The organism is Streptomyces sp. NPDC058373 (genome assembly GCF_042723275.1).
Classification (GTDB): Bacteria; Actinomycetota; Actinomycetes; order Streptomycetales; family Streptomycetaceae; genus Streptomyces.
In genome coordinates, this window is the sequence record NZ_JBHXJE010000021.1 from 58,584 (window position 1) to 84,008 (window position 25,425).

Sequence of the window (25,425 nt, forward strand, 5' to 3'; positions counted from 1 at the left end):
GTGACTTTTGACCCAGCCGGGCTCGGCCCCGGGACCTGCCCCTGACACCTCGGCCCCCGCTCGTCGGGGTCCGCTGCGGGCCACACCTCATCCGATCGGATGAGGCGGGCGTCACACCCCGGTCGGGATACTCCCGTCCATGCCCATCATCGAAGTCAGCGGAGTACGCAAGGCGTACGGCGGCCGCACCGTCGTGGACGGCATCTCGTTCACCGTCGAGGAAGGCGAGATCTTCGGCGTTCTCGGCCCCAACGGCGCCGGGAAGACCACCACCGTGGAGTGCGTCGAGGGACTGCGCCGCCCCGACGCGGGGACGGTCCGCGTCGCCGGACTCGACCCCGTCCGCGACCGGGACGGCGTCACCCGGGTGCTCGGCGCCCAGCTCCAGGAGAGTGAGCTCCAGCCGAAACTGACCGTCCAGGAGGCCCTGCAGCTCTACGCCGCCTGCTACCCGGACCCCGCCGACTGGCGCGCCCTCGCCGAGCGCCTCGGCCTGACCGAGAAGCTGGGCACCCGCTTCGCCAAACTCTCCGGCGGCCAGAAGCAGCGGCTGTTCATCGCGCTGGCGCTGATCGGCAACCCGCGTGTCGTCGTCCTGGACGAGCTGACCACCGGCCTCGACCCGCGCGCCCGCCGGGAGACCTGGTCGCTCATCGAGGAGGTCCGCGACAGCGGCGTCACCGTCCTGCTGGTCACCCACTTCATGGAGGAGGCCCAGCGGCTCTGCGACCGGATCGCCGTCATCGACGGCGGCCGCCTCGCCGCCCTCGACACCCCGGCGGGCCTGGTCAGCCGCGCCGCCGGTGCGGTCGTCATCTCCTTCGCCCCCTCCGGCCCGCTGCCCGCCGCCGAGGTGGCCGCGCTTCCCGCACTCGCCTCCGCCGAGGAGCGCGACGGGGTGACCACCCTCACCGGCACCGACGAGACGGTGGCGGCCCTGCTCGCCCTCCTCGGCCGCACCGGCGTCACCCCGCACCGGCTGCGGATCGCCGACGCCACCCTCGACGACGCCTTCCTCGACCTGACAGGAGAAGCCGCATGAGCAGCGCCGCCGCCCCCGCCCGCACGGCGTCGCCCGGCCGCGCCGTGCTGCGTACCGAGACCCGCCTCTTCCTGCGGGAGCCGGGCAGCCTCTTCTGGATCCTCGGCTTCCCCGTGCTGCTCCTGGTGATCCTGGGTGCCATCCCCGGCTTCCGCGAACCCGACCCGGAGAACGGCGGGCAGCGGATCATCGAGCTGTACGTGCCGATCTCCGTGGTGCTCGCGATGATCATGTCCGGGCTCCAGGCGATGCCCCCCGTCATCACCGGCTACCGGGAGCGCGGCATCCTGCGCCGGATGTCGGTCACCCCGGTCCGCCCGCAGTCGGTGCTCGGCGCCCAGATGGGGCTGCACGGGCTGGCCGCGCTGGTCTCCGCTCTGCTGGTGATCGTGGTCGGCCGGGCCGTCTTCGACGTGGCGCTGCCCCGGCAGGCCGGCGGCTACCTGCTGGCGCTGCTCCTCGCCATCGTCTGCGCGCTGGCGCTGGGGGCGTTCATCTCGGCGCTCGCGCCCACCACCAAGATCGCCACCGCCGTCGGCTCGGTGGTCTTCTTCCCGTCGATGTTCACGGCCGGGGTGTGGTTCCCGGTGCAGGCCATGCCCGACCTGTTGGCCCGGATCGTCTCCCTCACCCCGTTCGGCGCGTCCGTGCAGGCGCTCGACCAGGCCGCCGCCGGTGACTGGCCGTCCTGGTCGCACCTGGGCGTGGCCGCGCTGTGGGGGCTGCTGCTGTCGCTGGGCGCCGTCCGCTGGTTCCGCTGGGAGTGAGCGGGCCAGGGGCGCCCGCCCGGCTCACTCGCGGACCCGCAGCACCAGCACCGAGCGCCCCGGCACGGTGACGGTGGCGCCGCCGGTGTGGACGGTGCCCGGCTTGGCCGCCTGCCGCTCGGCGGCGGTGTCGACGGCCACCTCGTACGCCTCGGCCCAGGGGGCGCCCGGCAGGGTGACCTCGACGGGGGCGTGCCCGGCGTGCAGCACGATGTGGAAGCTGGCGTCAGTGACCGGCGTACCGCGTTCGTCCTGGTCGGGGATGTCGCGGCCGGAGAGGTAGAGGGCGAGGGTGTCGGTGGGGGCGTACCAGTCGCCCTCCGTCATCTCCCGCCCGTGCGCGGTGAACCACGCCAGGTCCCGCAGCCCGTCCTCGGCCTGCGCCCGCCCGGCGAAGAAGGAGCGGCTGCGCAGCACGGGGTGGGCGCGGCGCAGCCCGATCAGCCGCCGGGTGAGGGCCAGCAGGTCGGCCCAGGCGGGGTCGTCGCGCAGCGACCAGTCGACCCAGCTCGTCCCGTCGTCCTGGCAGTAGGCGTTGTTGTTGCCGCCCTGGGTGCGGCCCATCTCGTCCCCCGCGGTGAGCATCGGGACGCCGGTGGAGAGCAGCAGGGTGGTCAGCAGGTTGCGGAGCTGGCGGTGGCGCAGGGCGGTCACCGCCGGGTCGTCGCTCTCGCCCTCGGCACCGCAGTTCCAGGAGCGGTTGTCGTCGGTGCCGTCGCGGTTGGCCTCGCCGTTGGCCTCGTTGTGCTTGCGCTCGTAGCTGACCAGGTCGCGCAGGGTGAAGCCGTCGTGGGCGGTCACGAAGTTGACGGAGGCGTGCGGGCGGCGGCCGCCCCAGGCGTAGAGGTCGCTGGAGCCGGAGAGCCGGTAGCCCAGGTCGCGCACGTCGGGCAGGGCGCCGCGCCAGAAGTCGCGGACGGCGTCGCGGTAGCGGTCGTTCCACTCGGTCCACAGCGGCGGGAAGGCGCCCACCTGGTAGCCGCCCATGCCCACGTCCCACGGCTCGGCGATCAGCTTGACCCGGCGCAGCACCGGGTCCTGGGCGATCACCGCGAGGAACGGCGAGAGCATGTCCACGTCGTGGAAGGAGCGGGCCAGCGCCGCCGCCAGGTCGAAACGGAAGCCGTCCACGCCCATCTCCGTCACCCAGTACCGCAGCGAGTCGGTGATGAGCCGCAGCACGTGCGGCTGGACCACGTGCGGGGTGTTGCCGCAGCCGGTGTAGTCGGCGTAGCGGCGGGCGTCGGACTGGAGGCGGTAGTACCCGGCGTTGTCGATGCCCTTGAGGCTGAGGGTGGGGCCCAGCTCCCCGGCCTCGGCGGTGTGGTTGTAGACCACGTCGAGGACGACCTCGATGCCCGCCGCGTGCAGCGCCTTGACCATCGCGCGGAACTCGCCCACCTGCTGCCCGGTGGTGCCGCCCGCGGCGTACGCGGCGTGCGGTGCGAACCAGCCCAGCGAGTTGTACCCCCAGTAGTTCCCGAGCCCGCGCCGCAGCAGGTGGTCCTCGTGGGCGAACTGGTGCACCGGCAGCAGCTCGACCGCCGTCACCCCCAGCTCCACCAGATGGGCGATGGCCGCCGGGTGGGCGAGCCCCGCGTAGGTGCCGCGCAGCTCCTCGGGGATGTCCGGGTGGCGCATGGTGAAGCCGCGCACGTGCAGCTCGTAGATGACGGTGTCGGCCCACGGCGTCTTCGGGCGCACGTCGTCGGCCCACACGTCCGGCCCGTCGTCGTGGACGACGACGCCCTTGGGGACGTACGGCGCCGAGTCCCGGTCGTCGCGGACGGTGTCGGCGTACTCCTGCTGCGGCCAGTCGCGGACGTGGCCGTACACCTCCGGCGGCAGCCGCCGGTAGTCGGCGCCGCGCGGCGCGTCGACGGCGCGGGCGTAGGGGTCGAGGAGGAGCTTGGCCGGGTTGAAGCGGGCGCCGGTCCACGGGTCCCACGGGCCGTGCACCCGGTAGCCGTACCGCTGGCCCGGGCCGACGCCGGGCAGGAAGCCGTGCCAGATGCCGTGCGTGAACTCCGGCAGCGGGCAGCGGGTCTCCGCGCCCGAGGCGTCGAAGAGGCAGACCTCTACGGCCTCGGCGCCGCCCGCCCACAGGGCGAAGTTGGTGCCGGTGACCCCGTCGGGCCCGGTGCGGTGCCGGGCGCCCAAGGGGTGCGGGGCGCCCGGCCAGACGGGCGCGCCCGGCGCCCCGGGGCCGCGGCGCCGGTCGGTCGGCTGCGGCGCGGGCGCGGGGGGTCCGGCCCCGCCCGCGCCGTGCTGGACGGTTCGCTGTTCGGCTGCGCTCGACACCTGTCGGCCTCCCGCGGCTCCGGCGGACCGGCACGGAGCCTGCGGAGTCCCGGCCGCCGCCCGCACGTAGGTCCTTCTCCTCTCTTACTGCCCAGGGCGGACCGTTCGTACTGCCTCCAGGCCGGTGAAGACACCCCTTACGCCGAAGTGGCGGCGCGCGGCGGGGTGACGTTTCCCGGGGTGGGGGCCCGTCGTTGCATCCGTCGTGAACAACGACAGGACGCGCGTGCGGCGCGCAGTAGCGGGAGCGGCGGCGGTGCTGGCCCTGGTGGCCGCCCTCGCCGGATGCGGGGCGGGGAGCGGCCCCGGCCTGGGCGACGACGGAGCGGGCGGCGGCCCCGGCCGTCCGGTGCTGATCACCATCACCCCCTCGGACGGCAGCGTCGAGGTCGGCCCCGGCCAGGAGCTGGAGGTGCGGGTGGACCGGGGGCGGCTGGAGTCGGTGAAGGTGGTCCGCACCCAGGACGCCCGCGACGAGCCGGTCCCCGGGGAACTCTCCGGCGACGGCCGGCGCTGGCGGCCCGTCGACGGCTCCCTGGCGCTGGCCGCCAAGTACACCGTGGACGCCGTCGCCTCGGACGGCGAGCGCCGGGCGGCGCGGCACGCCACCTTCACCACCCTGGTGCCCCAGGAGCGGTTCATCGGCTACGTGACGCCGGAGAACCGCGCCACGGTCGGCACCGGCATGATCGTCTCGCTGGAGTTCAACCGGGAGATCAGCGACCGGGCGGCGGTGGAGCGCGCGGTGCGGGTCACGGCCGACCCCGAAGTGCCGGTCGCCGCACACTGGTTCGGCCGTGACCGGCTCGACTTCCGGCCCGAGGAGTACTGGGAACCCGGCACCGAGGTCACCGTCGACCTGCGGCTGCGGGACGTGGAGGGCGCGCCCGGGGTCTTCGGCCTCCAGCGCAAGGCGTTCACCTTCACCGTCGGCCGTAGCCAGGTCAGCACGGTGGACGCGGCCGCGCACACCCTGCGGGTGGTCCGCGCGGGCGAGGAACCGGTGACGGTGCCGGTCACCGCGGGGGCGCCGGGCACCACCACGTACAACGGCAAGATGGTGGTGACCGAGATGCTGGAGATCACCCGGATGGACGGGTCCACCGTCGGCTTCGGCGGCGAGTACGACATCCCGGACGTGCCGCACGCGATGCGGCTGACCCGCTCGGGCACCTTCCTCCACGGAAACTACTGGGCGGGCGCCTCGGTCTTCGGCAGCAGCAACGTCAGCCACGGCTGCGTCGGGCTGCGCGACGTGAGGGGCGGCGGCCCCTCGACGCCGGCCGGCTGGTTCTTCGACCGGAGCCTGATCGGGGACGTGGTCGAGGTGGTCAACTCCGACGACCGGACCGTGGCGCCCGACAACGGGCTGGGCGGCTGGAACCTCGACTGGCGGGAGTGGCGGGCCGGTTCGGCGCTCGGCTGACCCCTCTCCGGCGCACCCGCGCGTCCCCGCCCGCCAGTTGGGACCGAACGGTGACATCCCTCCCGGGTCACCCCCCTGAGCTGTGTGGTTATCTACCCAGTGCCGCCCCGTGACCGATCCGGGAGCGGCGCTGGGCGGGCGCGGATCAGGCGCCACAAGTGCGGGCCTGGGGGCAGGCCGTGCGAGGGGAGACAGACTGTGAACGGGCGACCGATATCGGGGGCGTCGGTTGGTGCACGCACCGGGCGTGCGCGGGGCGCGACGAGCCTGGTGCTGGGGGCGATGCTGGTGGCGCTGACCGCCTGCGGCTCCGGCGGGGAAGGCAAGGCGGAGGACGACAAGGCGGCTGCGGGGAAGCCGGCGGCGGCGGAGAAGGCGGTGCCGTCGAAGGCGGTCGTCTCGATCGCGCCGAAGGACGGCGCCGAGTCGGTGGCGACCAGCGGCGCGCTGAAGGTCACCGCCGAGCAGGGCGAGCTGTCGTCGGTGAAGGTCACCGACACCAAGGGCAACGAGATCAAGGGCACCGTCGCCAAGGACGGCGCCTCCTGGAAGCCGGCCCACCACCTGGCGGCGGCGACCGAGTACCGGGTGCACGCGGTGGCCGAGGACGCCGAGGGCCGCGAGTCGGCCAAGGACCAGACCTTCACCACGCTGGTCCCGGAGAACACCTTCGTCGGGCACTTCACCCCGGAGGACGGCTCCGAGGTCGGCGTCGGCATGCCGGTCTCGCTCCGCTTCACCCGCGGCATCACCGCGCCGGAGGCGGTCGAGCGGGCGGTCACCGTCACCGCCGAGCCCGCGGTGGAGATCCGCTCCCAGTGGTACGGCAACGACCGGCTCGACTTCCGGCCCGAGAAGTACTGGAAGCCGGGCACCAAGGTCACCGTCAAGCTCAACCTCGACGGCGTCGAGGGGCGGCCCGGTGTCTACGGCGAGCAGGCCAAGAAGGTCTCCTTCACCGTCGGCCGCTCGCAGGTCTCCACGGTGGACGCAAAGAAGAAGACGATGAAGGTGGAGCGGGACGGCAAGCTCCTCAAGACCATCCCGATCACGGCGGGCGCCCCCGGCACCACCACCTACAACGGCCAGATGGTCATCACCGAGAAGCACGAGGTCACCCGCATGAACGGGGAGACCGTCGGCTTCGGCGGCGAGTACGACATCAAGGACGTGCCGCACGCCATGCGGCTCTCCACCTCCGGCACCTTCATCCACGGCAACTACTGGTCCGGCGGCGCCTTCGGCAACTACAACGCCAGCCACGGCTGCGTCGGCCTGCGCGACACCCGCGGCGGCTGGGACAAGAAGGCGCCCGGCGCCTGGTTCTACGACAACTCGATGATCGGCGACGTGGTCGTGGTCAAGAACTCCGACGACAAGAAGATCCAGTGGTGGAACGGGCTCAACGCCTGGAACCTCGACTGGGACAAGTGGAACCCGCAGCCCAAGGGCTGACCCGTTCCGCCCCGCGGGCCCGGCCGGACCAGGCCGGGGCCCGCGCGCGTTCCCGGGGCGCGGCCGTGCCGGGCGGGGCGGCCGATAGCCTGCCCGCCATGACTGTGCATCTCGACGTCGCCGACGGCATCGGCACCATCCGGCTCGACCGTCCCCCGATGAACGCCCTGGACATCGCCGTCCAGGACCGGCTCAAGGCCCTCGCCGAGGAGGTGACCCACCGCGACGACGTCCGCTCCGTGATCCTCTACGGCGGCGAGAAGGTCTTCGCGGCCGGCGCCGACATCAAGGAGATGCGGGAGATGGACCACGCGGCGATGGTCGCGCGCTCCCGCGGCCTCCAGGAGGCGTTCACCGCCATCGCCCGCATCCCGAAGCCGGTCGTCGCGGCCGTCACCGGGTACGCGCTCGGCGGCGGGTGCGAGCTGGCGCTCTGCGCCGACCACCGGATCGCCGCCGACAACGCCAAGTTCGGGCAGCCCGAGATCCTGCTCGGCCTGATCCCGGGGGCGGGCGGCACCCAGCGGCTGCCGCGGCTGATCGGTCCCGCCAAGGCGAAGGACCTCATCTTCACCGGGCGCCAGGTCCGCGCGGACGAGGCCCTGCGGATCGGCCTCGCCGACCAGGTGGTGCCGGCCGCCGAGGTGTACGAGGCGGCCCGCGCCTGGGCCGGGCGGCTGGCCAAGGGCCCCGCGATCGCGCTGCGCGCGGCCAAGGAGGCGGTCGATGCCGGGCTGGAGGCCGACATCGACACCGGGCTGACCATCGAACGCACCTGGTTCGCCGGGCTGTTCGCCACGGAGGACCGCGAACGGGGGATGCGCAGCTTCGTCGAGGACGGGCCCGGCAAGGCCAACTTCCTCTGACCCGAGCCTTGGCCTCACCCGCCGGCCGGGCTCCCTGGCCTCAAGCGCCGGCCGGGCGGAGTGTGGCCTCAAGCGCCGGCCGGGCTGGGTGTGGCCTCAAGCGCCGGCCGGGCTGAGGGGTTGTGGGGGCGGTCTCGGCTCTCGTCGGGCTGAGGGTGGTGGCCTCAAGTGCCGGCCGGGCTGGAGATGGCCGAGGTGGCGTTGGCGCCCACCGGCTGAAGGGGTGGTGGCCTCAAGTGCCCAGTCGGGCAGAACCAGCCCGGCCGGCGCTTGAGGCCAATTCGAGCCCGGCCGGCGTTTGAGGCCATCTTTCCAGCCGGGCCGGCGCTTGAGGCCACTGAGCCGGGCCGGCGCTTGAGGCCACTGAGCCGGGCCGGCGCTTGAGGCCACACCCAGCCCGGCCGGCGGTTGAGGCCACACCCAGCCCGGCCGGCGGTTGAGGCCGTCTTTTCAGCCCGGTCGGCGATTGAGGCCATTCTCCAGCCCGGCCGGCGCCTGAGGCCGCCCCGGCCGAGGCATGTCGGGGTCAGGTCAACTCGCGTGGAGTGGCGCGGAGTTGACCACCCCAGGGGTGAACCAGGACCCAAGGCCCCCGCCCGGAGGCACACCCCCCACCCCCGAGCGCCGCAGGCATGACCTCGGGTGACGATGCCAAAACGGTGCGTAAGTACAGGTCAGCCCTCCTGCACCCACCCCTGCTATGCCGAAGGCATATGCCCATCGTCACGAGGACCCGCGCCAATACGCGGGTCCTATTCCACTGGAACGGGCCCGAACGGCCCTGTCGGCCGCCATGATGGTGCGCATGGCGGGGTTGGAGGGCATCGAGCAGCCGCAGCGACGAGGCGGCATGGTCGCGGACCGGCGAGGGCCGGCCGTGGAGGACGAACAGGCGCGCGAGGCGCTGGCGCGGTACGGCAGTCCGGCCGACGGCGAGGTGTTCATCCACTCCGAACCGGACGCCGCCCGGACGGTCCGGCGACTGACCCGGCTCGTCGTGGTCCACCAGTGGGGCCTGACCCCGCAGCTGAGCGAGGTGGCCGTCCTGCTCGCCTCCGAACTGGTCGGCAACGCCGTCCTGCACACCGGCGCCCGGGGGTTCGGCCTGCGCATCACCCGCACCCGCGGCCGGATCAAGGTCGAGTTACGCGACCCCTCGCGCGGCCTGCCCTGCATGCTGCCGGTGCAGCCCGCCGACATCGGCGGTCGCGGCCTCTTCCTCGTGGACAAACTCTCCGACCGCTGGGGCGCGGACCTGCTGCCCGTCGGCAAGTACGTCTGGTTCGAGCTGCGGGTCGTCGACCGCTGAGGCCCGCCGGGCCCGGATACGCAGAAACCCCCTGTCGCCGTCGGTGAGGCGCTGCGGGGGTTTCTGGGAACGCCGCGGACAAAGGGGTGTGGTCCGCGACGTCGAGGACAGCCTCGCCCGGGTCAATGGGGGCCGTGTCTCCGACTATGGCAGAGAGGTGTCCTCGCGGCCAAAGAGTCGAAGGGGGCGAATGTGGACGTAACAGGGCACTGCTTCGAGAATCTATGGTGAGATCGGCCACGCGCTGCAAGAAAGGCAGGCGTGAGGCAGGAAAACCTGCCGATTGGCATGATCGTGGCGGGGCGCCCTCGGCAGGCGGGGGACCATCGTTCCGGGTCCGCCTCAGGCCGGCCCGCCCAGGCCGGGTCCGCCCCGAGCCGTACCCCCGGCCTTGCCCCCAACGGGTGCCGTCCCCGCAGGGCCCGCCCGGCCTCCCGCGCCCGGAGGGGCCGCGCCCTTTGAATGGGCCCCGTGACCCGACCCCGTACCCCCGCCGGAACGACCACGCGCCGGGCCCTGCTCGGTGCCGCGCCCCTCGCCGTGGCGGGGCTCGTGGCGGCATGCGCCCGCCCGGTTCCGGACGGGCGGGGCGCCGACGCGGCCGCGCCGGGTCCCCGGAACCTTGCCGGGCTGCCCGTGCGGATCGCCCACGGCCCCCGGGACCGCGACCGTGTCGCCCTCACCTGCCACGGCGGCTCGCCGCACCCGGACGCGGAACCGCTGCTGGAGGCCGCCGGCCGGGCCGCCACGCCGTTGACCCTGCTGGTCACCGGGGTCTGGTTGGAGCGGGAGCCGGGCCGGGCCCGGCAGGCGCTGGCCGCGGGGCACGAGCTGGGCAACCACGGCTGGCACGGGCGGCCGCTCGACCGGCTGCCCCAGGAGCGGGCCCGTGCCGAGATCGCGGGGTGCGCGGAGCGGCTGCGGCGGCTGACCGGGTCCCCGGGCGCCTGGTTCCGGGCGCCGGGTGACGGGCACGCCACGCCCGGCGTCGTCGCGGCGGCCCGCGCCGCCGGGTACCCGCACCTGCTCGGCCAGGACGTCGACGCCTGCGCCGCCGCCGACCGCGGGACGGCCGCCCTGGTCCGCGCCGCCATCGGCCCCTGCCGCCCCGGTTCGGTGATCGCGCTGCCGCTCGGCCACCCGCGTACCGCCGAGGCGCTGCCGCTCATCGCCGAGGAACTGGCCCGCCGGGGGCTGCGCCCGGTGACCGCCTCCCGGCTGCTCGCCTGAGTCGGTCCGGCGTCAGCTCCGCGTCCGCGACACACCACCATCAGGTGAGGGTCCCGTTCGCGGGCCGGGTCGTCCCCGAGGGTGCCCGCGTGATCATGACCCGCCTGCGCCGCCGTGCCGCCGCGCTCACCCTCTCCCTGTCCGCGCTGCTCGCCGCCCCCGCCGTCTCGGCCGCGGAGCCCGCCGCCCCCGCACCGGCCGCGCCCCGCGCCGCCGCGGCCTGCCCGGTCGTCGCTGACCCGCTGATGGCCGCCGCCGACCCCCGGGTGGACGCCGGCCGCATCACCCCCGAGCCGGCCTTCCGCGACAACTGCGCCCAGCTCTACCGGGCCGACGGCCGCCCGCCCGCCGTCATCTTCGACGAGGGCTTCCTGCCGAAGGACACCGTGGACGGCCAGTACGACCTGGAGGCCTACGTCCTCGTCAACCAGCCCTCGCCGTACGTCTCCACCTCCTACGACCACGACCTGTACAAGCAGTGGAGGAGTGACTGGAACTACTACATCGACGCGCCCGGCGGCATCGACGTCAACCGCACCATCGGGGAGACCCACCGCTGGGCCGAGCAGCGCGAGGTGGCGTTCGCCGGGGGGATCCGCAGCGAGTTCATCGTCGGGGCGTGCCCGGTCGACCGCACGGCCAAGCAGGAGGTCATGTCCGAGTGCGTCGACAACCCGGACTACCGGCCGTGGCGGCGCCGCTGACGGGTACCGCCCCGGGCCCCGGCCCCTCAGCCCGCGACGAGCAGCGCCTCCGCGGCGACGGGCCGGTGACCGGCCGCCTGGAACGCCCGGATGCTGCGGGTGTTCCCGGCGGCCTGCTGTGCCCAGACCGCCTCTCCGTCCGGGACCAGGTGGCGGGCGGAGCGCGCGAGTTGCCGCCCCAGCCCCGCGTGCCGGGCCGCCTCGCCCACCTCCAGCCCGATCTCCCAGCGCCCGGCCGGTCCCCGCCCGAGGACCAGGACGCCCGCGCCGTCCTCGGTGGCCCAGGCGCGTACCTCCTCGCGGCGCTTGCGGGCGGAGGCGACCCGGGGGTGGTCCGAGTCGTCCGCCCGGCGCAGAGGGAGCGGCGGCGGACCCGGCAGCCTGGTGGCGGCCGTGACCAGGTCGACCGTCTCGACGTGCCGGCCGGTGCGGCGGGCCAGCTCGGCGAGGAAGAACGGGTTCATCGAGGCGGCCAGCGGGTCCGCGTCGACCCCGTGCAGGGCGCGCAGCACCCACGCCGGATCCTCGTCGAGGAAGACCACCGAGTGGGCGGTGAAGGCCCAGACCCCGGCGTGCCGGGTGTCCGGCTGCGCCAGGACCGTCGTGCCGCCGTCGGCGGGCGGGAAGACGCCGCGTGCGGCTGCCCGCAGCACCGCTCCCGGCGCCGCCGCGCCGCGCTCCTCGCCCCACCACGGTTCGGCCTGCTCCGTCGCCCCCATGCGCACTGCCCCCTCGTCCCGGCTGAGAGGGGCAACCTACCTCCCGGAGGCGGGCGTCGGCGCCTCATTCGCGCCGGGCCCAGGCCGTGAGCTCCTCCTGCCCGTCGAAGTTGGCGACGTTCTTGTCCAGCGGACGGTCCGTGTACTGGTGAATGCACCACTCGGCCTTGATGCGGGGCTTGCCCTTCTTCACGTAGTCCGCGATCCACAGGCCGTCGCCCGCGTAGGAACTGGTGTCCCGGTTGAGCCAGAAGTCGCGGTTGCAGTAGAGCAGGACGCGGTGGTCCGGGCGGAGCCGCTTCACCTCGCGCAGGAAGGTGTCCTTCTCCTTGCTGCTCGCCGCGGAGCCGTCACCGGTGCGCTCCCAGTCCAGGGCCAGCAGATCGCCTTCGCGCTCCTCGGTCTTGGAGAGGAAATACTCCGCCTGGGCCTTGATGTTGTCCGGCCAGAGGAAATGGTAGAAGCCGACCGTGCACCCGGCGTCGCGGGCCCGCTTGGTCTGGTCGGCCAACTGCGGGCTGACGTACGACCGGCCCTCGGTCGCCTTGATGAAGACGAAGTCGACGCCGTCGGTCTCGAACGACTTCTGGTGGGAGCTGATGTCGATGCCGTGCAGCACGGTCCCTGCCTCCTGTGTTCGCCGGTGCGCTCTCTCGTTCCCACGGCCTGCCCCGTGACCGCAGGGCCGACGCGCGCACGCCGCCTCGACGCGCCCAATGCGCTGCTCACGCCCCTCAAAAGAGTGATGATTCCTGAGATGGAGGGAATAGCGACGCGAAGGCCGCCTGTTGATGGTCTGTCAAGGGCCCCGACCGGGGCCCCGGGCGGACGCCGCGCGGGTGTCCGCCCACCGCAGCACCGTCGGAAGGTCTGACATGAGGATCGGCATCATCGGAGCGGGCAACATCGGCGGCAACCTCACCCGCCGCCTCACCGCCCTCGGCCACCAGGTCACCGTCGCCAACTCCCGCTCGCCCGAGACGCTCAGTGCCCTCACCGAGGAGACCGGCGCCACCGCGGCCGAGGCGGCGCACGCGGCCGACGGCGCCGAACTCGTCATCGTCACCGTCCCTCTGAAGAACGTCCCCGACCTGCCCAAGGGCTTCCTCGAAGGGGCGGACCCCGGCGCCGTCGTCATCGACACCAACAACTACTACCCGCAGCAGCGCGACGGCCGCATCGACGCCATCGAGGACGGGCTGCCCGAGAGCCGCTGGGTCTCGGCGCAGATCGGCCACCCGGTGGTCAAGGCGTTCAACTGCACCTACGCCCAGGACCTCCTGGACCGCCCCACCCCGCCCGGCACCCCGCACCGCCACGCCCTGCCCGTCGCGGGCGACGACCCGGCCGCCAAGCAGGTCGTCCGGGACCTCATCGACGCCCTCGGCTTCGACACCGTCGACACGGGCTCCCTCGACGACTCCTGGCGGCAGCAGCCCGGCACCCCGGTCTACGACAGCCGGGGTGACGCCGAGGAGGTCCGCCGCCTGCTGGACGAGGCCCAGCCGGAGCGGCCGGCCGAGTTCCGCGCCTGACGGGGTGACCGCGCGGGCCACGCCGTACCGGGGTGGCCCGCGCGGGACCGCCGGCGGTCAGCCCTCGCCCCGCACCGCTCCTGCCGGGGCCAGTGGGTGACCGGTCGCCAGGTTCCAGCGGCCCGGGCGTCCGGTGAGCGCGGTCAGGGTCAGCGGGCCCACGTCCAGCCGCCAGAAGACCGCGGGCGGCAGGCCCAGCGCGTGGGTCGCGGCGGCGCGGACCACCGCCGGTTCCACCACCGCCAGCAGCCGCAGCGGGCGTCGCCGCGCCCCGGGCCCCTCGCCTCCGGGGCCGTCCGCGGCCCAGGCCTCCGCGTCCAGCCAGCTCCCGACCCGCCCCAGCAGCCCGCGCAAACTCTCCCCGCCGTGCGGGGCCGCCTCCGGGTCGGTGGTCCACGCGGCCAGCGCCTCCGGCTCGGCCGCCGCCACCTCGTCCAGCCGCAGCCCTGCCCAGCGCCCCAACGCCCAGCCGGCGGGCGCCGCTTCGGGGGATTCCGCGCCCGGGAGGCCCAGCTCGCGGGCGGTGGCGGCGCAGCGGGCGGAGGCCCCGACCGCGTAACGGTCCGCCGCCGGAAGGTGCGGCGCCGCGGCCCGGGCGGCCCGGGCTCCGGCCGCGTCGAGCGAGGCGTCCCCGTCGAAGCGGGCCTCGCGCAGGGCCGGGTTGAGGGCGGGTGAGACCAGCATCACCCGCAGGGTCGGCGCTGTCACCGTCAGTGCTCCCGTCCGGTGGCGGGGCAGCCCGCGCGGGGCCGCCCCGGGCACCTCGGTTTCGTCATGTGCACCACATCACGCCTGGCCAGAGGGGTCCAGTGCGCGAGAGGTCGTAGCGGTGGCGGCGGGTGCGCGGTATGGTCCCCTCGTTCATGACGACGGGTGGACGGAAGCCGGTGGGAACCCGGCACGGTCGCGCCACTGTGTACCCGCGAAACCGCGGGAAGTCAGACCCGCCCCCGGTCGTCCGAGGCACCACGATCGGGACGCGTGTTCCCACAGGAGCTGTCATGGCGCATTCAGTCGCCCCCACCGACGCGGGCATACCCGCGATCACCCCTCTCTCGCTGAAGGCCATCGCCCCGTGGGCGGTCTTCATCGGCCTCCTCGCCCTGGTCCTGCTCTACTTCGTCGGCGCCGAGCAGGGCGCCACCGCCCTGGTCTCCGGCGAGTGGGTCCACGAGTGGGTCCACGACGGACGCCACCTCCTCGGCTTCCCCTGCCACTGACCACGAGGGGAACCCGTACCCATGAACTCCCTCTCGGTCCGCGCCCTGCTGGTCCGCGGCATGCTCGCGGGCCTCGCGGCCGGTGTCGCCGCCCTGCTCGTCGCCTACTTCCTCGGTGAGTCCCGGGTGGACGCCGCCATCGCCCTGGAGGAGCACGCGGCCGGCGGCCACCACGACCACGGCGGCGAGGAGGAACTCGTCAGCCGCGCCCTGCAGGCCACCGGCGGCCTCGCCACCGGCGTGCTGGTCTTCGGCGTCGCCGTCGGCGGCATCGCCGCCATCGCCTTCTGCGTCGCCCTCGGCCGGATCGGCCGCTTCGGCCCGCGCGCCACCGCCGCCTTCGTCGCCCTCGGCGGCCTGATCGCGGTCTACGTCGTGCCGTTCCTCAAGTACCCGGCCAACCCGCCGGCCGTCGGCGACGGCGACACCATCGGTGAGCGCACCGCGCTCTTCTTCCTGCTGGTGCTGCTCAGCGTGCTGCTGACGATCGGCGCCGTGCTCCTCGGGCGGCGGCTCGCCCCGCGCCTCGGCAACTGGAACGCCACCGTCGCCGCGGGCGCCGCCTTCCTGCTCGCGGTCACCCTGGCCTACGTCTTCCTGCCCTCCTACAACGAGGTCGGGCCGGACTTCCCGGGCCAGCTCCTGTGGCAGTTCCGCCTCGCCACCCTGGCCGTCCAGGCGACCCTCTGGGCCGTCTTCGGCCTGGTCTTCGGCACCCTGGCCCAGCGGCTGCTCACGCCGCCGACCGCCCCGCGCCCGGAACCGGCGGCCACCGCCGCCGCCTGACGCGCGCGACGGCGGGGCCCTGCCGACCCGGTCCCGGCAAGGGCCCCGCCGCGTACGCCGTCCGCTCCACCGCCGCACCCGGGGCGGGCGCGGCGGACCTTGTCGAGGCAGTGCCCGGTGGGCCGGTCACTGGACGCGGGACGCGGACTGGCCTTCGTCCTCGTCGTCGTCCTCGCCCTCGATGTGCACGTCACCGACCGAGATGTTGATCTCCACCACCTCCAGCGCCGTCATCTGCTGGATGGCCCGGGCGACGTTGGAGCGGATCTGCTCCGCCACGTCGGAGATCGACTCCCCGTACTCGACGACCACGTCCAGGTCGGCGGCGGCCTGCTTCTCGCCCACCTCGACCTTGACGCCTCGCGCCGGGTCGTCGCCCCCACTGGACACCTTGTTCCGCACGGCCCCCAGCGCGCGGCTCATGCCGCCACCCATAGCGTGCACCCCGGGAGTCTCCCGGGCCGCGATGCCGGCGATCGTGGCCACCACCGAGTCGGCGATGGTGGTCCTGCCCTTGACGGAACCGTTGCGGCCCGCACCACCGGTTGAGGTGGCGGACCCGGAGTTGTCGGCCATACGGCTGTCCTCACTGCGCTCGCGCGGTCACGCTCCACCCGGAGACCCGCCCTCGGGCGGATCGCCCGCGGATGTCACGAAAGCGGCCTTCTGCGCGCTTCCCTCCCAGTCTGCGACGGGGTGCGGCGGCCCGCCATTCGAGTGAGGGGTCAGGTGGCCGCTGGGCCTGGGTGGCCGCGGCTCCCAGGGTGCCGAGGTCGTGGATGTCCTCGGCGCCGCGCACGCGCACCGGTGTCCGTGAGGTCCGGCTTCCGGTGGCCAGGACCAGGCGGTCGTACGGCAGCGTCAGCGGTTCGTCGTCGCGGTCGACGGCCCGCGCGTTCCTCGCCACGGCGTCGATCTCCGTCACGGTGCCCGCGCCAGGCCGGAAGCCGCCCTCTGCCCGGCGTCCTCGCTGGTGGCCGGCGAGCGGTCCTGAGTGCCGGAGATGTCTTTGCGGTATCGCAGGCCCTTTCCGCGGGGCGGTGCTCTCAGGCTTACCGGGCTGTTTGTCGGGCCGCTGCTTCAGCCATCGGCCTTCCGTGCAGCCGACCGTGCGGCGGCTCTCCCTGAGGATGGTGTGCGTGATCGATGTCGAGTCGAGAACGGCGTCCGGACCGGTTTTTCGTCCCGGACCGATCTGTTTCTTTGCTTGATTTCTCCCAGGTAAGAGGCTGGCTGCCTGGGGTCATTCCCTGGTCGTGCACCCACTGAACCAGGTCCGGAATGCGATACGACACTCGCCTCGCCACGCGTGAGTGGTTCCTGCGCCGTTCAGGGCGCGGCCTCGACGAATACCCACTGGTTTTCCGCCATGGCCAACTCCCGCCGGGGCTGCGCCATCGCCCTCGGCGCGAGGCCGTCGGCACGCCCGGCCGGGAGCCGGGCCGGGAGCCGGGCCGGGAGGAAGGAAACCGCGGCGTGTGCCCGTTGGTCGTGCGAGTAAACGGAAAGGCGGAAAACGCGAGTGAGCACAAGCCGCGTCACTGCTGGAAATGCACTGCCACGGGTCAGGCAGCAGAGACTCTCGCGGAAGTGTGAAATGTGTGTGAAGTCCCTCGCGCTTCTGCTTGCTGTAATCTCTCTCGACGCTTTCACGGTGAGCTGTCGCGGTGCTGTTCGAAGAGGCGAGAAGCCAGATTGACGGGCGGGTGATTTCAGCCCGTTCCTGCGAAGGTCGAATCGCCAATTGACACTCTCGATCGGCCGTTCATATCGTGTAGCCCACTTCACAGCACATGCGGATGCCGGACGTTTCGACATCCTTAGCCCTGGTGCCTGTCGCATGCGGTGCACGCGCCCGGGCCGGCCACCGGCGCCAAGCCGGTGGGGAAACGGCCCTGCGAATCGCGCGCCCGTGCGGACGTAGGAGGCCCTTCACTCGCAGCCCCGAACCCGGGAGACGCATGCGATTACCGTTCTGCGCGGCCACGCCCGCGCTTCACCCACGTCACCCACGCCGCACCGTCGCCCCCTCCGCCCGACTCCGCCGCCCGCACCATGGCCCCACCCGGCCGCGCTCGAGCGGACTGACTGCCGCAGGCCGTGGTGAGGCCGGCGGGAGCGCTGTCCGTGTCCCCGGACGCGCGTGCGATCCCTCGGCAGGACAGAGGCACCACCCGGTCGAAGGCGGAGGCTGCTCGACCCGGCAGACCTGGCGCGGATGCGGCAGCTGAGCAGGAGCCGTTCCCCTGACATGGGCAAGGCGGTCGGCGCTGTCCGGGCTCGCACGGCTCTGGAACGCGGAGGTGAGGCTCGGTGTGTCCCCTACTACATGTTCGTGGAGGGGGACACCGGACCCCGCCGGTACTTCGAGGTGCCGCTTGTCCGCGCCCACGCTCCCGCCGTACATGGTCCCCTCCCAGCTCGTGATCGTGGATGCCATCCCACGCAACACCAACGGCAAGCGGGACGGCCGTGCGCTGCTGGCCCGGGCCCGAGCCGCCCGAGCCGCCCCTGGCGGGCCCGTCGAAGGCGCGGAGGGCACGGTGGCCGGACGGCTCGCCGAACTCGCCGCACGCGTCCTCGGTGCCGGGGTACCGGCACCGGAGACGGATTTCTTCGACCTGGGCGGGACCTCGCTGAGCGCCGCCCGCTTCGTCTCTCTTGTCCGCAGGGAACTGGACACCGACGTCGCCCTGCGGGACTTCCTCGCCGAGCCCACCGTCGCGCACCTGGCCACGCTCGTCGAACGCGGGCGCTCGGATGCGCCCGGAACGCGAGGCTGAAAGCACGGGCGCAGCGAGCGGAGGAGAACAAGACGGTCACCGAAGGGAAGAATGCACGATGCACGCCAGGTCCACCGGACACATCGAGCGATCGCCGGGTACGGAGCGGCTGTGGACCGACCGGCGCTGGCTGCTCTACACCCTCGCCGCGGCGGCTTCACGCCTGCCCGCCACCATGCTGCCGCTGGGCCTGGTGCTGGCAGGGCACTCCGCGACCGGCTCCTTCATGGCCGGCAGCGTACTGGCCGGGGCCTACGCCGCCGCGGCGGCTCTGACCGCCCCTTGGCGCGGCCGGCGGCTCGATCGCACCACCTTGCCCGAGGGACTGACCCTCCCCCTGGTCAGCGGTGCCCTTCTGCTGGCCGGCCTCACCGTCGGCCTGGCCACCCAGGTGCCCGTGGCCCTGCTGACCGTGCTGGCGGCAGCCGCCGCCGTGGCCATGTCCGGAGTGCCGGGAGGCATGCGCAGTCTGCTGCCCGTGCTGTGGGGCGAACGCACCTCCACCCGCGCCTTCGCCGGGGACTCCGCCATCACCGAGATCACCTGGGTCGCCGGGCCCGCCCTCACCGCCGCTCTGGCCGCCGGACTCGGCACCACCGCCCCCATTGCCTGCGCCGCGCTCTTCTGGGCGGCGGCCTCCCTCCTGGTGCGCCGTATCCCCGGCCGTCGGACACCCGAGACGGCCCCGGAGCTACGCCAAGGCACCGGAAGGCTGCTGCGCGCCCTCCTGCCTCTGCTGGTGCTCAACCTCAGCGTGGGGGTGAATCTGGGCACCCTCGACGTCTCTCTGCCCGCCCTGCTGCACAGCCGCGGCACGGCGCCCGCAGGCAGTGGACTGCTCATCGCGGCGTTGTCGCTGACCAGCGCCGCCACCGTGCTGCTCTTGACCGCGCCGGTGGCAGAGCGCTTTCTGGCCCAGGATGCCGACGCCCGCAGGTCGGTGGTGTGCCACGCCTGCTACGGGCTGGCGTTTCTGGCCCTGGTCGCGCTTCCGCCTTACGCCGGCGTGCTGACCCTGGTGATGGTGGCGGGCTGCTTCCTCGGCCCCGCCATCAGTTTCACCTTCGCTCTCGTTCCACGACTCGTCCCGTCCGGCCGGCACAGCGAAGCCTTCGCCCTCTTCATGTCCACCAACGCGGTGGGCACGGCTCTCGGTGCTCTGACAGCCGGACTCCTGGTCGAGCACCTGTCGGTGCCCGCCGCCCTGCTGGCGGCGGCCCTCCCGCTGCCGGCGGCCCTCGCCGCCGGCCTGGCGCTGCGCCGCCGACGAGGCCGCGAACGCTCTCGCCCTGCCGGTGACCTCCCGGGTTGACGCCGGTGCGGTGAGGAACGCGTTGTTCAGGGAGGGTTCCCTAGCACTCGATGATGTTCACCGCGAGACCCCCACGGGCGGTTTCCTTGTACTTGACGCTCATGTCCGCGCCGGTCTCCTTCATGGTCTTGATGACCTTGTCGAGGGAGACCTTGTGCGAGCCGTCGCCGCGCAGCGCCATCCGGGCGGCGGTGACGGCCTTGACGGCGGCCATGCCGTTCCGCTCGATACAGGGGATCTGGACCAGGCCGCCGACCGGGTCGCAGGTCAGGCCGAGGTTGTGCTCCATGCCGATCTCGGCGGCGTTCTCCACCTGCTCCGGGGTGCCGCCGAGGACCTCGGCCAGCGCGCCGGCCGCCATCGAGCAGGCCGAGCCGACCTCGCCCTGGCAGCCGACCTCGGCTCCGGAGATCGAGGCGTTCTCCTTGAAGAGCATGCCGATGGCGCCCGCCGCCAGCAGGAAGCGCACCACGGCGTCCTCCTTCTCGGCCTCGGTGGCCGACCCGGCGGCGAAGTTCACGTAGTAGTGCAGGACGGCGGGGATGATCCCGGCGGCGCCGTTGGTCGGGGCGGTCACCACGCGGCCGCCCGCCGCGTTCTCCTCGTTGACGGCCATCGCGTAGAGGGTGATCCACTCCATGGCGAGCGCCGCCGGGTCGCCCTCGGCCCGCAGCTGGCGGGCGGAGTGGGCGGCGCGGCGGCGGACCTTCAGGCCGCCGGGAAGCAGCCCCTCGCGGCTCATGCCCCGGCTGACGCAGGCCCGCATGACCTCCCAGATCTCCAGCAGCCCGGCGCGGATCTCGGCCTCGGAGCGCCATGCCTTCTCGTTCTCCAGCATCAGCGCGGAGATCGACAGGCCGGTGTCACCGGCCAGCCGCAGCAGCTCGTCGCCGGTGCGGAAGGGGTGGGTCAGCACGGTGTCGTCCAGCTTGATGCGGTCCTCGCCCACCGCGTCCTCGTCCACGACGAAGCCGCCGCCGACCGAGTAGTACGTCTTCTCCAGCAGCGTCGCGCCGGTGTGGTCGAAGGCCCACAGCGTCATGCCGTTGGCGTGGTACGGCAGCGCCCGGCGCCGGTGCAGGACCAGCTCCTCGTCGGCGTCGAAGGCGATCTCGTGGACGCCCAGCACGTTGAGGCGGCCGGTGGTGCGGATCTCCTCGATCCGGGCGTCGGCGCTCTCGACGTCGACGGTACGGGGCGACTCGCCCTCCAGGCCCAGCAGGACGGCCTTGGGCGTGCCGTGGCCGTGACCGGTCGCGCCGAGCGAGCCGAACAGCTCGGCGCGGAGCGAGGTGGTGTGGACGAGCAGGCCCTCGTTCTTGAGGCGGCGGGCGAACATCCGGGCGGCCCGCATCGGGCCGACCGTGTGCGAGCTGGACGGACCGATGCCGACCGAGAACAGGTCGAAGACCGAGATGGCCACGGGGGAACTCCTAGCGGCTGGCGGACGGCGCTGTCCGCCGAAGGGGCAGGGGGGCACCGGGTACGAAGGTCCCGGGCGCGGTGGAGGGTGCGGGCCGATGGAGCTGACCCGCACCCTCCAGTGTGCGCGGTGCGGCCCCGGCGGAGGTGGATCGCCGGGGTCAGGGCTGCTACAGCCCGGTGTACAGCGGGTGCTTCTCGGCGAGGGCGGTGACCCGCGCCTTCAGCGCCTCGGCCTCGTACGAGGGCTTGAGGGCCTCGGCGATGATGTCGGCGACCTCGGCGAAGTCCTCGGCCTCGAAGCCGCGGGTGGCCAGCGCCGGGGTGCCGATCCGCAGACCCGAGGTCACCATCGGGGGCCGCGGGTCGTTCGGGACGGCGTTGCGGTTGACGGTGATGCCGACCTCGTGGAGGCGGTCCTCCGCCTGCTGCCCGTCGAGCTCGCTCTCGCGCAGGTCGACCAGGACCAGGTGGACGTCGGTGCCGCCGGAGAGGACCGAGACGCCGTGGTCGGTGACGTCGGGCTGGACCAGGCGCTCGGCGAGGATGCGGGCCCCCTCGACGGTGCGCCGCTGGCGCTCCTTGAACTCCTCGGAGGCCGCGACCTTGAACGCGACGGCCTTGGCGGCCACCACGTGCTCCAGCGGACCGCCCTGCTGACCGGGGAAGACCGCGGAGTTGATCTTCTTGGCCAGCTCGGCGGTGGAGAGGATCACGCCACCGCGCGGGCCGCCCAGCGTCTTGTGCGTGGTGGTGGTGACGACGTGCGCGTGCGGCACCGGCGAGGGGTGCAGCCCGGCCGCGACCAGCCCGGCGAAGTGCGCCATGTCGACCATCAGGTACGCGCCGACCTCGTCCGCGATCCGCCGGAAGGCGGCGAAGTCCAGCTGACGCGGGTAGGCCGACCAGCCGGCCACGATCAGCTTCGGGCGGGACTCCTTGGCGAGCCGCTCGACCTCGGCCATGTCGACCTGGCCGCTCTCGGCGTCGACGTGGTACGCGACGACGTTGTAGAGCTTGCCGGAGAAGTTGATCTTCATGCCGTGGGTCAGGTGACCGCCGTGGGCCAGGTCCAGGCCCATGATCGTGTCGCCCGGCTTCAGCAGCGCGAACATCGCGGCGGCGTTGGCCTGCGCACCGGAGTGCGGCTGGACGTTGGCCGCCTCGGCGCCGAACAGCTCCTTGATGCGGTCGATCGCGATCCGCTCGATCACGTCGACGTGCTCACAGCCGCCGTAGTAGCGGCGGCCCGGGTAGCCCTCGGCGTACTTGTTGGTGAGGACGGAGCCCTGTGCCTCCATGACGGCGACCGGAGCGAAGTTCTCCGAGGCGATCATCTCGAGGGTGGACTGCTGACGGAGCAGCTCGGCGTCGACGGCGGCGGCGACGTCGGGGTCGAGCTCGTGGAGGGGGGTGTTCAGAAGCGACTTCGAAGACATCACAGTCCCTGGGGTGGTCTCAGTTGCCGGAGAACTCGGTGTACGCGTCGGCCGAGAGCAGATCGTCCGGCTCCTCGCTGACGCGCACCTTGAACAGCCAGCCGCCCTCGAAGGGGGCGGTGTTCACCAGCGACGGGTCGTTCACGACGTCCTCGTTGATCTCGGTGACCTCACCGGAGACGGGGGAGTACAGGTCGCTGACCGACTTGGTCGACTCCAGCTCGCCGCAGGTCTCGCCCGCGGTGACCGTTTCGCCGACCTCCGGGAGCTGGGCGTAGACGACGTCACCGAGCGCGCCTGCCGCGTACTCGGTGATGCCGATCGTCGACACGCCGTCCTCGGCGGCCGACAGCCACTCGTGCTCCTTGCTGTAGCGCAGCTGCTGGGGGTTGCTCATGGGGTGAATTCTCCTGTACGCGGGGGTGTGCTGGTGAACGGAAGGTCTCGCGATCCGGGACGGACCGGGTGCGTCGCGTCACGTTGCGGGTCCGGCGCGAGGCCGGGGCCCGCCGGGGACGCGGGGAGGCGCGCTACTTCTGGCGCTTGTAGAAGGGGAGTGCCACGACCTCGTACGGCTCGTGGCTGCCCCGGATGTCGACGCCGACGCCGGGCGTGCCGGGCGCGGCGTGGGCCGCGTCGACGTACGCCATGGCGATCGGCTTGCCGAGGGTGGGGGAGGGGGCGCCGGAGGTGACCTCGCCGATCACCTGGCCGTCCGCGACCACCGGGTAGCCCGCGCGCGGCACGCGGCGGCCCTCGGCGACCAGGCCCACCAGGGTGCGCGGCGCCCGCTCGGCCGCCTTCTCCAGCGCGGCTCGGCCGACGAAGTCGCCGTCCTTCTCGAACTTCACCACCCGGCCGAGCCCGGCGTCGAACGGCGTGAGCGCCGTCGTCAGCTCGTGCCCGTAGAGCGGCATGCCCGCCTCCAGCCGCAGCGTGTCGCGGCAGGAGAGCCCGCACGGCACCAGCCCGGCTTCGGCCCCGGCGGCGGTCAGCGCCTCCCAGAGGGCCACCGCGTCGGCGGGCGCCACGAAGAGCTCGAAGCCGTCCTCGCCGGTGTAGCCGGTGCGCGCGATCAGCGCCTCCGCACCGGCCACGGTGCCGGGCAGCCCCGCGTAGTACTTGAGGCCGTCCAGGTCGGCGTCGGTGACCGAGGCGAGGATGGCGGGGGAGGCCGGGCCCTGCACGGCGATCAGCGCGTACGCGCCGCGGTCGTCGCGGACCTCGACGTCGAACCCGGCGGCCCGCTCGGTCAGCGTGTCCAGCACCACCTGGGCGTTGCCCGCGTTGGCGACGACCATGAACTCGGGGGCCTCGACGGGGCCGCGCCGGTAGACGATCAGGTCGTCGAGGATGCCGCCGTCCTCGCGGCAGATCATCGTGTAGCGGGCGCGGCCGGGGCCGATCGTGGCGATGTTGCCCACCAAGGCGTACGCGAGGAAGCGGGTGGCGTCCGGGCCCACGACGGTGATCTCACCCATGTGGGAGAGGTCGAACAGCCCGGCGCGGGTCCGCACCGCCTGGTGCTCGTCGCGCTCACTGCCGTACCGCAGCGGCATGTCCCAGCCGGCGAAGTCGGTCATCGTGGCACCGAGCGCACGGTGCGTGGCGTCGAGTGCGGTCGTACGGGGGGTCTGGCTCATCCGGGCGCTCCCAGGGCATGACGGCGAGGGGAATCGATCCTCCCCATCTGTCATCGAAACCTGAGAGGTTCGCCGCGGCCACCCGGGCACGGGGCCGGAGCGGACATGACTTGCACCTTGGGTGGGACCGCCGGGGCGGCCCGCTTTTCAGATGTGCCTCGCCCGCGCGGTACGGGGCCTGAGAGATTCAAGGGAGGGACTTGCTCCTTCGGCGTCCCGGCCACGCCCCCAGGGGCCTCGACCAGAACTCTCCCGCGCGGATTCAAGCGGCCGGTATGCAGTTCGCCGCCCATCATTGCACGCACCCCCGCCCCACAGAACCCCTGCCCACCGCTGTCCTCGGCGCCCTCGGGCGCGTGCGGCCCGGAGACACCCCACGAAGCCCAGCCGATCCCCGGCCAACTCCAGCCCGGCCGGCGGTTGAGGCCATCGGGGACGGACGTGACCACGGCCCGGCAGCCGGCCGACTCCCGGCGGCCCCGGCACGCGAGGCCGATCAGGGCACCGCCCGGACGGCGGCTTCCGGCCAAGCCCGCCCCACCCCCGCCGAAGGTGGAACCAAGCCGCACCCGCCCGGCGTGACCAGCCACAGGACCCGCCGGGAGGCAACCGCCACGCCCCCCGACAGGACCGGTAATCGGCTTGTGCCGCATTACCTTCTCTTTACACTCGGGGGAGATGACACACGTGACCGCACGGGGGGAGCCGACCACGGTGCAGAGCAGCAGCGGCCCACCGATGACCGCTCAGGCCGAGACCGCCGCAGAGACCCGCGGAGGGCCCGCCCAGGCGCCGGGCGAAACCCTGTCGGCCCTGCCCGCACAGCCGGGCACCCGCCAGGCCCCGGCCACCGTCCGCGACCTGCGGGCCTCGGACACCCGCCCCGGCCCCGACACCCTCACTTTCGACCAGGGCGACCTGGTCGTGATCTCGGGCCTGCCCGGCAGCGGCAAGTCCACCCTGATCCGCCGCACCGTCCGCGCCGCCCGCGCCGACTCGCAGGACACCCGCGAGCAGTGGGAGGCCCGCCTCCCCGCCGCCCTGCCCTACGCCCTGTACCGCCCCCTCGCCCGCCTCGCCCACTACGCCGCCCTGCGCCGCCTGCTCCGCTCCGGCCGCAGCGTCGTCGTCCACGACTGCGGCACCCAGAGCTGGGTCCGCCACTGGCTCGCCCGGGAGGCCCGCCGCCGGGGCCGCACCCTGCACCTGCTCCTCCTCGACGTCGACCCGGACACCGCCCTCGACGGCCAGCGGGCCCGGGGCAGGGGTGTCAGCCGGTACGCCTTCCTGCGCCACCGCCGCGCCGTCGCCCGCCTCCGCACCGCCCTCGACGCGGGCACCCCGCCGCCCGGCTGCGGCGCCGCCACCCTGCTCGACCGCGCCGCCGCCGACCGGCTGCGTAGTCTCGTTTTCCGCGCCTGAGCCAACTCCCGCCCGCCACGGGCCGGGTGCCGGTCCGGGCTCCC

The 25,425-nt window shown here is 73.4% G+C and carries 24 protein-coding genes and 2 riboswitches; of the genes, 14 read left to right on the top strand and 10 right to left on the bottom strand.

The features are described from left to right. The first annotated feature begins 139 nt into the window (after window positions 1–139). On the top strand, window positions 140–1,042 hold the full coding sequence (locus tag ACFWMZ_RS14950; protein WP_383176090.1) for an ABC transporter ATP-binding protein: 903 nt from the start codon (window positions 140–142) through the stop codon (window positions 1,040–1,042). Continuing rightward, window positions 1,039–1,809, top strand: a complete 771-nt coding sequence (locus tag ACFWMZ_RS14955; RefSeq protein WP_383176093.1) for an ABC transporter permease — start codon at window positions 1,039–1,041, stop codon at window positions 1,807–1,809. The genes ACFWMZ_RS14950 and ACFWMZ_RS14955 overlap by 4 nt, the downstream gene beginning before the upstream one ends. A 24-nt stretch (window positions 1,810–1,833) precedes the next feature. Here ACFWMZ_RS14955 and glgX read toward each other — a convergent pair whose 3' ends face one another. After that, window positions 1,834–4,110 (bottom strand): glycogen debranching protein GlgX, encoded by a 2,277-nt coding sequence (gene glgX / locus ACFWMZ_RS14960; RefSeq protein ID WP_383201830.1) that lies wholly within the window; start codon window positions 4,108–4,110, stop codon window positions 1,834–1,836. A gap of 226 nt (window positions 4,111–4,336) precedes the next feature. On the opposite strand from glgX, the gene ACFWMZ_RS14965 reads away from it, so the two are divergent. The 6 genes from ACFWMZ_RS14965 (at window position 4,337) to ACFWMZ_RS14990 (ending at window position 11,100) form a co-directional block, all read left to right on the top strand. Continuing rightward, complete coding sequence (locus ACFWMZ_RS14965) at window positions 4,337–5,536, top strand: Ig-like domain-containing protein (protein ID WP_383201833.1); 1,200 nt, start codon at window positions 4,337–4,339, stop codon at window positions 5,534–5,536. A gap of 198 nt (window positions 5,537–5,734) precedes the next feature. Next, window positions 5,735–6,991 (top strand): Ig-like domain-containing protein, encoded by a 1,257-nt coding sequence (locus ACFWMZ_RS14970; RefSeq protein ID WP_383176102.1) that lies wholly within the window; start codon window positions 5,735–5,737, stop codon window positions 6,989–6,991. Window positions 6,992–7,089: 98 nt separating this feature from the next. Further along, the gene (locus tag ACFWMZ_RS14975) at window positions 7,090–7,857 is read left to right on the top strand and encodes an enoyl-CoA hydratase/isomerase family protein (protein ID WP_383201836.1); all 768 of its coding nucleotides are present in this window, start codon (window positions 7,090–7,092) and stop codon (window positions 7,855–7,857) included. 850 nt (window positions 7,858–8,707) lie between these two features. Beyond that, window positions 8,708–9,166, top strand: a complete 459-nt coding sequence (locus ACFWMZ_RS14980; RefSeq protein WP_383176182.1) for an ATP-binding protein — start codon at window positions 8,708–8,710, stop codon at window positions 9,164–9,166. Window positions 9,167–9,637: 471 nt separating this feature from the next. Next, the gene (locus tag ACFWMZ_RS14985) at window positions 9,638–10,396 is read left to right on the top strand and encodes a polysaccharide deacetylase family protein (RefSeq protein WP_383201839.1); all 759 of its coding nucleotides are present in this window, start codon (window positions 9,638–9,640) and stop codon (window positions 10,394–10,396) included. A gap of 89 nt (window positions 10,397–10,485) precedes the next feature. Further along, a complete protein-coding gene (locus ACFWMZ_RS14990; protein WP_383176185.1) occupies window positions 10,486–11,100 on the top strand; it encodes an ADP-ribosyltransferase in 615 nt (204 codons plus the stop codon). A 26-nt stretch (window positions 11,101–11,126) separates the two neighbouring features. Here ACFWMZ_RS14990 and ACFWMZ_RS14995 read toward each other — a convergent pair whose 3' ends face one another. Together ACFWMZ_RS14995 and ACFWMZ_RS15000 are read right to left on the bottom strand one after the other, a co-directional pair. Continuing rightward, window positions 11,127–11,819, bottom strand: coding sequence for a GNAT family N-acetyltransferase (locus ACFWMZ_RS14995; protein WP_383176110.1), 693 nt, complete (start codon window positions 11,817–11,819; stop codon window positions 11,127–11,129). A gap of 64 nt (window positions 11,820–11,883) precedes the next feature. Further along, window positions 11,884–12,438, bottom strand: coding sequence for a glycoside hydrolase family 25 protein (locus ACFWMZ_RS15000; RefSeq protein ID WP_383176113.1), 555 nt, complete (start codon window positions 12,436–12,438; stop codon window positions 11,884–11,886). 172 nt (window positions 12,439–12,610) lie between these two features. Here ACFWMZ_RS15000 and ACFWMZ_RS15005 point away from each other — a divergent pair, with 172 nt between their 5' ends. Continuing rightward, complete coding sequence (locus ACFWMZ_RS15005) at window positions 12,611–13,354, top strand: NADPH-dependent F420 reductase (RefSeq protein ID WP_383201842.1); 744 nt, start codon at window positions 12,611–12,613, stop codon at window positions 13,352–13,354. Window positions 13,355–13,411: 57 nt separating this feature from the next. On the opposite strand, the gene ACFWMZ_RS15010 is transcribed toward ACFWMZ_RS15005, so the two are convergent. Next, a complete protein-coding gene (locus tag ACFWMZ_RS15010; RefSeq protein ID WP_383201861.1) occupies window positions 13,412–14,038 on the bottom strand; it encodes a histidine phosphatase family protein in 627 nt (208 codons plus the stop codon). A 166-nt stretch (window positions 14,039–14,204) separates the two neighbouring features. Then, window positions 14,205–14,303, top strand: a riboswitch (cobalamin riboswitch). 52 nt (window positions 14,304–14,355) lie between these two features. Here ACFWMZ_RS15010 and ACFWMZ_RS15015 point away from each other — a divergent pair. Beyond that, window positions 14,356–14,574, top strand: a complete 219-nt coding sequence (locus ACFWMZ_RS15015) for a CbtB-domain containing protein (RefSeq protein ID WP_383176119.1) — start codon at window positions 14,356–14,358, stop codon at window positions 14,572–14,574. 21 nt (window positions 14,575–14,595) lie between these two features. Then, window positions 14,596–15,360 (top strand): CbtA family protein, encoded by a 765-nt coding sequence (locus tag ACFWMZ_RS15020; protein WP_383176122.1) that lies wholly within the window; start codon window positions 14,596–14,598, stop codon window positions 15,358–15,360. A gap of 126 nt (window positions 15,361–15,486) precedes the next feature. Here ACFWMZ_RS15020 and ACFWMZ_RS15025 read toward each other — a convergent pair whose 3' ends face one another. Further along, a complete protein-coding gene (locus ACFWMZ_RS15025) occupies window positions 15,487–15,936 on the bottom strand; it encodes an Asp23/Gls24 family envelope stress response protein (RefSeq protein WP_383176125.1) in 450 nt (149 codons plus the stop codon). A 10-nt stretch (window positions 15,937–15,946) separates the two neighbouring features. Continuing rightward, the gene (locus ACFWMZ_RS15030) at window positions 15,947–16,285 is read right to left on the bottom strand and encodes a hypothetical protein (RefSeq protein WP_383201845.1); all 339 of its coding nucleotides are present in this window, start codon (window positions 16,283–16,285) and stop codon (window positions 15,947–15,949) included. Window positions 16,286–17,738: 1,453 nt separating this feature from the next. Between ACFWMZ_RS15030 and ACFWMZ_RS15035 the strand changes: the two genes are divergently transcribed. Together ACFWMZ_RS15035 and ACFWMZ_RS15040 are read left to right on the top strand one after the other, a co-directional pair. Next, window positions 17,739–18,143 carry a phosphopantetheine-binding protein gene (locus ACFWMZ_RS15035; RefSeq protein ID WP_383201848.1) on the top strand — a complete coding sequence of 135 codons (405 nt, stop codon included), beginning with the start codon at window positions 17,739–17,741 and terminating at the stop codon, window positions 18,141–18,143. 58 nt (window positions 18,144–18,201) lie between these two features. Further along, the gene (locus tag ACFWMZ_RS15040) at window positions 18,202–19,455 is read left to right on the top strand and encodes an MFS transporter (RefSeq protein ID WP_383201850.1); all 1,254 of its coding nucleotides are present in this window, start codon (window positions 18,202–18,204) and stop codon (window positions 19,453–19,455) included. A 40-nt stretch (window positions 19,456–19,495) separates the two neighbouring features. Here ACFWMZ_RS15040 and ACFWMZ_RS15045 read toward each other — a convergent pair whose 3' ends face one another. The 4 genes from ACFWMZ_RS15045 to gcvT form a co-directional block, all read right to left on the bottom strand. Then, a complete protein-coding gene (locus ACFWMZ_RS15045) occupies window positions 19,496–20,878 on the bottom strand; it encodes an L-serine ammonia-lyase (protein WP_383176136.1) in 1,383 nt (460 codons plus the stop codon). 169 nt (window positions 20,879–21,047) lie between these two features. Continuing rightward, window positions 21,048–22,316 (bottom strand): serine hydroxymethyltransferase, encoded by a 1,269-nt coding sequence (glyA, locus tag ACFWMZ_RS15050; RefSeq protein ID WP_383176138.1) that lies wholly within the window; start codon window positions 22,314–22,316, stop codon window positions 21,048–21,050. Between the two features lie 19 nt (window positions 22,317–22,335). Further along, on the bottom strand, window positions 22,336–22,713 hold the full coding sequence (gene gcvH, locus ACFWMZ_RS15055) for a glycine cleavage system protein GcvH (RefSeq protein WP_047467119.1): 378 nt from the start codon (window positions 22,711–22,713) through the stop codon (window positions 22,336–22,338). Window positions 22,714–22,846: 133 nt separating this feature from the next. Next, window positions 22,847–23,959 (bottom strand): glycine cleavage system aminomethyltransferase GcvT, encoded by a 1,113-nt coding sequence (gene gcvT / locus ACFWMZ_RS15060; RefSeq protein ID WP_383201852.1) that lies wholly within the window; start codon window positions 23,957–23,959, stop codon window positions 22,847–22,849. Window positions 23,960–24,116: 157 nt separating this feature from the next. Beyond that, window positions 24,117–24,224, bottom strand: a riboswitch (glycine riboswitch). Window positions 24,225–24,646: 422 nt separating this feature from the next. On the opposite strand from gcvT, the gene ACFWMZ_RS15065 reads away from it, so the two are divergent. Next, entirely contained in the window at window positions 24,647–25,381 is a 735-nt protein-coding gene (locus ACFWMZ_RS15065) for an AAA family ATPase (RefSeq protein WP_383176190.1), read from the top strand. Window positions 25,382–25,425: the final 44 nt, after the last annotated feature.